The sequence below is a fragment of the Segatella albensis DSM 11370 = JCM 12258 genome (assembly GCF_000426565.1).
In the GTDB taxonomy this organism is placed as follows: domain Bacteria; phylum Bacteroidota; class Bacteroidia; order Bacteroidales; family Bacteroidaceae; genus Prevotella; species Prevotella albensis.
In genome coordinates, this window is sequence record NZ_AUFP01000034.1 from 1 (window position 1) to 5,802 (window position 5,802).

Consider the following 5,802-nt stretch of genomic DNA (forward strand, 5'->3'; position numbering starts at 1 on the left):
TTCCATCTTGACCTTGTCCAAATGCATATCCTGTATTTTGGCTTGCGCCTGTTATGGTATATACATCATTAGCACTATATGCATTTCCGCCATTTAATCCGCCTCCGACACCACACTTTGAATAATTCGCAGCTTTTCCACCACCACCTCCAGCGACTAAAAGAAGTTCTTGTTGATAGTCTTTGTAATTCTTTAAAACTCCACGATCAGATATGGCTATATGAGTAGCACCACCTCCACCACCTCCACCTTGATAATAATAATTTAACTCTGGACATCCATTACCACTTTTACCACCACCATTATATCCACCATTCCCTCCCGTGTTACCTAAATTATCACCACCTTTTGACCCAACACAAACATATAAGTTATTTGATGCACCTAGACTTTTATATCCAATAGAATATCCACCTTTTCCACCCAACTCATTGATATAGTTACCTCCGCTTGCTCCCCAGCATTCTAACTTATAATTTCCACTTATGGGTGCTGTAAAAGTCTGTACACTTCCCGTGTGTTTGTACTCAAATTGTTAACATAAAGAAAATATTCAACAATAGAAGAGTGTTCGTTATAAGCAAGGAGTGTATCAATTGTCATATAGACTTTTGATACACTCCTTTTTATTATAGGTTTGGTGATATCCAACTAATTATTGCATAGCCATCACCTGAGTGTCCTGTTTCTGTACCACCTTTGGGTTTCGGGAATGTTTGGTCACCGGCTATGGTTAAGGCATTTGATACACCACCAATATATCCTGAACCGCCACCAGCACAAGAATAAGTATCAAAGCAACTTCCACCACCATACCAGCCGCCGCCACCAGCACCAGCAGAATCAGTATCATGAATTGCTTCTCCACCACACCCAAAAGAGCCTTGATTATATCCGTCACCTCCTGTATCTTGTGTGCCTCCTTTTCCCGCAACATGATCACTTTCTTCATAATCAATACCATCTCCACCATTTACACCTCCTCCAGAGCCACCGCGGCCTCCAGCATCACCACCGCCTCCTCCACCAGCAACAATATATATTTCATCTTTATTATTGATATAGTTTTGAAGTATACCTCTGTTATTTTTTGCTATATGTGTAGCACCACCGCCACCGAACTGCCCATCCCCTCCGCCATTGTATCCTCCTGTACCTATAGAAAAAGCATTTCCATTCTTTACATTATAACTTCCCCTTCCTCCAATACATACAGAGATTGTTGTATTTCCTAATATATAAGCTATTCCTTGTGCATAACCGCCTAAACCAGGAATTGCCCTATAATGTTCTGCTCCTTGTGCTCCCCAAACTTCCAACTTATAATTCCCACTTATGGGTGCTGTAAAAGTTTGCACACTTCCCGTGTGTTTGTACTGTAACTATCAAGTAAAAGAAAATATTCAACATTAAAAGAATAAATATATTAAAGACAAGAAGTGTATCAATCATCATATAGACTTTTGAAACACTCCTTTTAATATATTGTTACAGATTTGGTGATATCCAAGAGATGATGCAATATCCATCACCTGAATGGCCCGTCTCATTTCCACCTTTTGGCTTAGGCATTATAGAGCCACCATCTATCATTACGGGATTTGTAAACACCTTACCGCTATAATGATTAGATTGTCCTGTATGAATTATATTATTTCCTGTCGATGATGAACTTATAGCATTACATCCCGGATAGCCAGAGATAAAGGAAGAGCCCCCAGCACCGGAACAAGTTATAGCACTATTAGCACCGCCACCACCGCCGCCATAGTAGCCGCCACCACCGCCACTACCATCTTTGGAATAAGAATCACCACCATTTCCCAAAGTACCATTAAAACCACTCTGGTTATTTGTACTTTTTGCACCTTCACCACCTGAGGTTTGGGTAGCGCCTGTAGCTAATGAACACGGACTATAATTTGGACGATATGAACAGAATCCATTTTGCCCAGATAGTCCGCCTGCATTTCCTCCATTACTTCCTTCTGAGTAATATTGTGCACCACCTCCACCAGCAGCAACCATAATTCTTGACTTTAGAGATTCAAAGTTATCCCAAACACCATTTGTCAGTCGAACATCTGTAGCCCCTCCACCACTAAAAGCATTATATAATGAACCACCAGCTCCTCCGCCATTAAAAGTTCTATTTTGGGTTCCTTCTCCAGATTGTCCGACATAAATATAAATGCTTAGACTATTAGGATAAGTAATCCACCCAGAACAATATCCTCCTTTTCCACCATACACAGTACTGGTATATTTTGTAGGCTGACCATAGGCATTAAGTCCTCTATAACTATTTCCTCCACTAGCTCCCCAGCATTCTATCTTATAACTTGTATTCAAAGGCGCTGTAAATTCCTGCACACTTCCCGTGTGTCTGTACTTTTGAGATTGTCTAGAAGAAAATATTGAACATACGGGACAACCAAACCATTATAGTGGAAAAGTATTCACTAATCCTGTAATGATAGATGGTGCATCAATAATACCCTCTCCTTCAGGAGGAACGGAAATGGGACATGAAGGTAATGGATACTGTATTATCTCTTGGATATCACCAAGTCTATAAATAAGAAGGAGACTATATCAAATTTGATTGCTATAGTCTCTTTACTTTGTATAATATTTTCTTTCAGTTGATAACTATAGTACAGACACACGGGAAGTGTGCAAATTTTTACTGCGCCTTTGAATACCACTTATAAGATAGAATGCTGGGGAGCACAAGGGGGAAATAGTTATAATAGTGATTCCGGCTATAATACAAATACAAAATATGGAGGTAAAGGTGGATATTGCTCAGGAATGATTACCTTACCTTCAAATCTAAACATTTATGTTTATGTTGGACAAAGTGGAGAAGGTATTTCAGAAATGAAAACTTTTAACGGTGGCGGTGCTAGTGGACGTTTTTATGGTTGTAAAAGTGGTGGCGGTGCTACTGACGTGCGATTAGTTGGAGGAACTTGGAGTGAATTTAATTCTCTTAAATCAAGAATAATAGTCGCTGCGGGAGGGGCTGGTGGACACTATTATAGGGAAGGATGTGATGGAGGATATGCTGGTGGATTGGTTGGAGGTAATGGAGGTTGGGCAATTAATCTAGAAGAAGGCTCTGTTGAATATCTTGTAACTACAGGTGCTTATCAATCTTCAGGGGGAATAGGTGGCACTCCAACATCTAGAAGTGGAAATAGAGGATATGATGGTATGTTTGGAATTTGTGGAGAACTTTATGATATTAATTTGGGTAGCGGAAGCGGTGGTGGCTACTATTGTGGCGGTGGTGGTGGCGTTGCTTGGGGAATGGTTGGCTCTGGATCTGGTGGTTCTTCTTTTATCTCTGGTTATTCAGGTTGTGACGCTATCGCGGAATCTTCGACAGAAGATAATATAATTCATACTAGTCAGCCTAATCATTATAGTGGAAAGATATTTACTAATTCTGTAATGAGAGATGGTGGTTCCGTTATGCCAAGTCCAACAGGTGGTACGGAAACTGGTCATACAGGTAATGGATACTGTATTATAACCTGGCTCCCGTTAAGTCTAGAACCATAATATATAAAGAGTGTGTCAAAAGTCTACTTGATTATTGACACACTCTTATTATATTCTCTCCTACTGTTAAATATTTTCTTTTGGTAGCTACTGTAGTACAGACACACGGGAAGTGTGCAGACTTTTACAGCACCCATAAGTGGGAATTATAAGTTGGAAGTCTGGGGAGCGCAGGGAGGTGGCTGGGGCAACCATGATAATGCTCCTGGAGGTTATTCGGGCGGCTGGAAGAATATATCTAAAGATCAAATCTTATATATAGTTTGCGGCGGAAAAGGTCTAGACGAGAATCATTATGAGGATGGAACATCTTATAATGGAGGCGGCATAAATTCTGAACACCGTCATGCTGGTGGCGGAGGAGCTACTCATATAGCAACTTCAACAGGATTACTTAGAGACCTTGTTGGTAACAAAGAAGCGGTAATATGTGTCGCAGGAGGTGGTGGCTCAAATGGTGGTTGGACAATTGTAGATGTTACTAAATATCAAGCAGGAGGTGGTCTTGTTGGATTGGGAAGTCCTCCATTTTATTATATAGATAGCGGAGGAGATGTTCATGAAGTTCCAACTAAAGGTGATACAGGTGGGACCCAAACTGGATGTGGTCCAGACGGAATACAAGGAGGATTTGGCTATGGAGGAAATTCACTTCAAGATGGCGGTAGTGGTGGTGGAGGCTGGTATGGTGGAAATGCCTCCGGTGGCGATGTAGTTAGTAAAAACACACATGGTGGTGGAGGTTCTGGATACATTGGCGGATTAACCAACGCAACATCTATAGATGGTGGTACAACTTTTCCAAGGCCTAAGGGTGGAACAGAACAAGGACATCTGGGGCATGGATACGCAATAATTAGTTGGATATCACTAAGTCTATAATATTTCCACCATTCTTCGGAATTTGTTCTGGAAATATATATAAGAATAGGCTATATCAGCAAATTTATTGATATAGCCTATAATACTTTATGGTAGCTGTTGCCAAGTGATAATGCAATAGCCATTACCTGAGTGACCAGTTTCTGTACCACCTATTGGACTAGGCATTGTTGAACCTCCATCTATTGTTGTTGCTGAAGTAAATTTATATTCAATTCCATCAATAGTTTGGTAATTGATGTTTGGATCTTGTGTTCCATCTTGACTCATGGCAACACATCCAACCATGCCAGAGACAAAAGAGGAACCACCTGATCCACCTCTACCAAAACCTACAGCCCCACCATACCAGCCACCTCCTCCGCCGCCACCCCAATAAAAAACATATCCTGGTATATTTGCATAACCAAATGTTCCAGAAACAATAATTTCACCAGACATAATCTCAGGATAGCCTGCAACGTAGACTGGATAATTACCACCATGAATCTGTGTTGCACCTGTTGCTTTTTGATTGTCAGCAGAAAAATCTTCGCTATATGGACTATCTTCCCCAACAAGTCCGCCACCTTTTCCTCCATTCATTCCACTTCCTAGACTACTACATCCACCACCACCAGCAGCAACTATAATGCGTGAACGCAAAGAGTTTGTACCACTCCAACCATCATTTTCTGTATGTTGAATTATACGAATATCAGAGGCTCCTCCACCACCTGATGCAGACCTTCCGCTGGAATTATGAAAATTTCCGTATCCACCACCATTCCATCCTCCTGCATTTGGTGCATCAGTATTGTTGTTCATGCCTTTACCGCCAACATATAAATAAAGTTTCTTATTGATTGGCAGAGAGATTTTTCCTTTTGAATATCCACCTTTTCCAGGAACTGCAGTACCACCAACTGGAGAATTTCCTCCACTTGCTCCCCAAACTTCCAACTTATAGTTTCCACTTACTGGCGCAGTAAAAGTCTGCACACTTCCCGTGTGTCTGTACCTTTAATACCACATAAAAGAAAATATTCAACAATATTTCTGTTTTATTCTGACTTATATCACTTTGCTGCACGCTAAATGAATTCATTGTGAAATGTTAATTTATCATATGTTAGAGATTATTTTGCCCATATATTTGGCTAATACGCAAAAGATGATTACCTTTGTAATATCAAATACAATGTATGAGTCATGGAAGTAACAGAAAAAGAAAGAGACCTTATTCTGGCACTTAGAAATTACAGAAGAGCCTATCCTAATGGAGCAAGAAACATGGAAATTTACATTATGGATATGGTTTATGATTTAATGGAAAATGAATAATTAACACCCCTCCATCAATTTGGAAGG

At 40.4% G+C, this 5,802-nt stretch carries 8 protein-coding genes; 4 read left to right on the forward strand and 4 right to left on the reverse strand.

From position 1 onward, the window contains the following. From K333_RS12310 to K333_RS12320, 3 genes are all read right to left on the reverse strand, one after another. Positions 1-427: glycine-rich protein (locus K333_RS12310; RefSeq protein WP_036889168.1), on the reverse strand; the 427-nt coding region annotated here is incomplete at its 3' end. Between the two features lie 202 nt (positions 428-629). Beyond that, positions 630-1,358 (reverse strand): glycine-rich protein, encoded by a 729-nt coding sequence (locus tag K333_RS12740; RefSeq protein WP_081657243.1) that lies wholly within the window; start codon positions 1,356-1,358, stop codon positions 630-632. A gap of 130 nt (positions 1,359-1,488) precedes the next feature. After that, entirely contained in the window at positions 1,489-2,373 is an 885-nt protein-coding gene (locus K333_RS12320; RefSeq protein ID WP_161624568.1) for a glycine rich domain-containing protein, read from the reverse strand. A 43-nt stretch (positions 2,374-2,416) separates the two neighbouring features. Between K333_RS12320 and K333_RS13575 the strand changes: the two genes are divergently transcribed. The 3 genes from K333_RS13575 to K333_RS0109660 all read left to right on the forward strand — a co-directional run bounded on the left by K333_RS13575 (position 2,417) and on the right by K333_RS0109660 (position 4,452). Then, the gene (locus tag K333_RS13575) at positions 2,417-2,578 is read left to right on the forward strand and encodes a glycine rich domain-containing protein (RefSeq protein WP_154653038.1); all 162 of its coding nucleotides are present in this window, start codon (positions 2,417-2,419) and stop codon (positions 2,576-2,578) included. Between the two features lie 98 nt (positions 2,579-2,676). Continuing rightward, on the forward strand, positions 2,677-3,570 hold the full coding sequence (locus K333_RS12325; protein WP_081657245.1) for a glycine rich domain-containing protein: 894 nt from the start codon (positions 2,677-2,679) through the stop codon (positions 3,568-3,570). A 114-nt stretch (positions 3,571-3,684) separates the two neighbouring features. Further along, positions 3,685-4,452, forward strand: coding sequence for a glycine rich domain-containing protein (locus tag K333_RS0109660; RefSeq protein WP_081657246.1), 768 nt, complete (start codon positions 3,685-3,687; stop codon positions 4,450-4,452). 87 nt (positions 4,453-4,539) lie between these two features. On the opposite strand, the gene K333_RS12330 is transcribed toward K333_RS0109660, so the two are convergent. After that, complete coding sequence (locus K333_RS12330) at positions 4,540-5,433, reverse strand: glycine rich domain-containing protein (protein WP_027452635.1); 894 nt, start codon at positions 5,431-5,433, stop codon at positions 4,540-4,542. A 210-nt stretch (positions 5,434-5,643) separates the two neighbouring features. Between K333_RS12330 and K333_RS13580 the strand changes: the two genes are divergently transcribed. Continuing rightward, positions 5,644-5,775 carry a hypothetical protein gene (locus tag K333_RS13580; RefSeq protein ID WP_262498693.1) on the forward strand — a complete coding sequence of 44 codons (132 nt, stop codon included), beginning with the start codon at positions 5,644-5,646 and terminating at the stop codon, positions 5,773-5,775. Positions 5,776-5,802 lie beyond the last annotated feature (27 nt).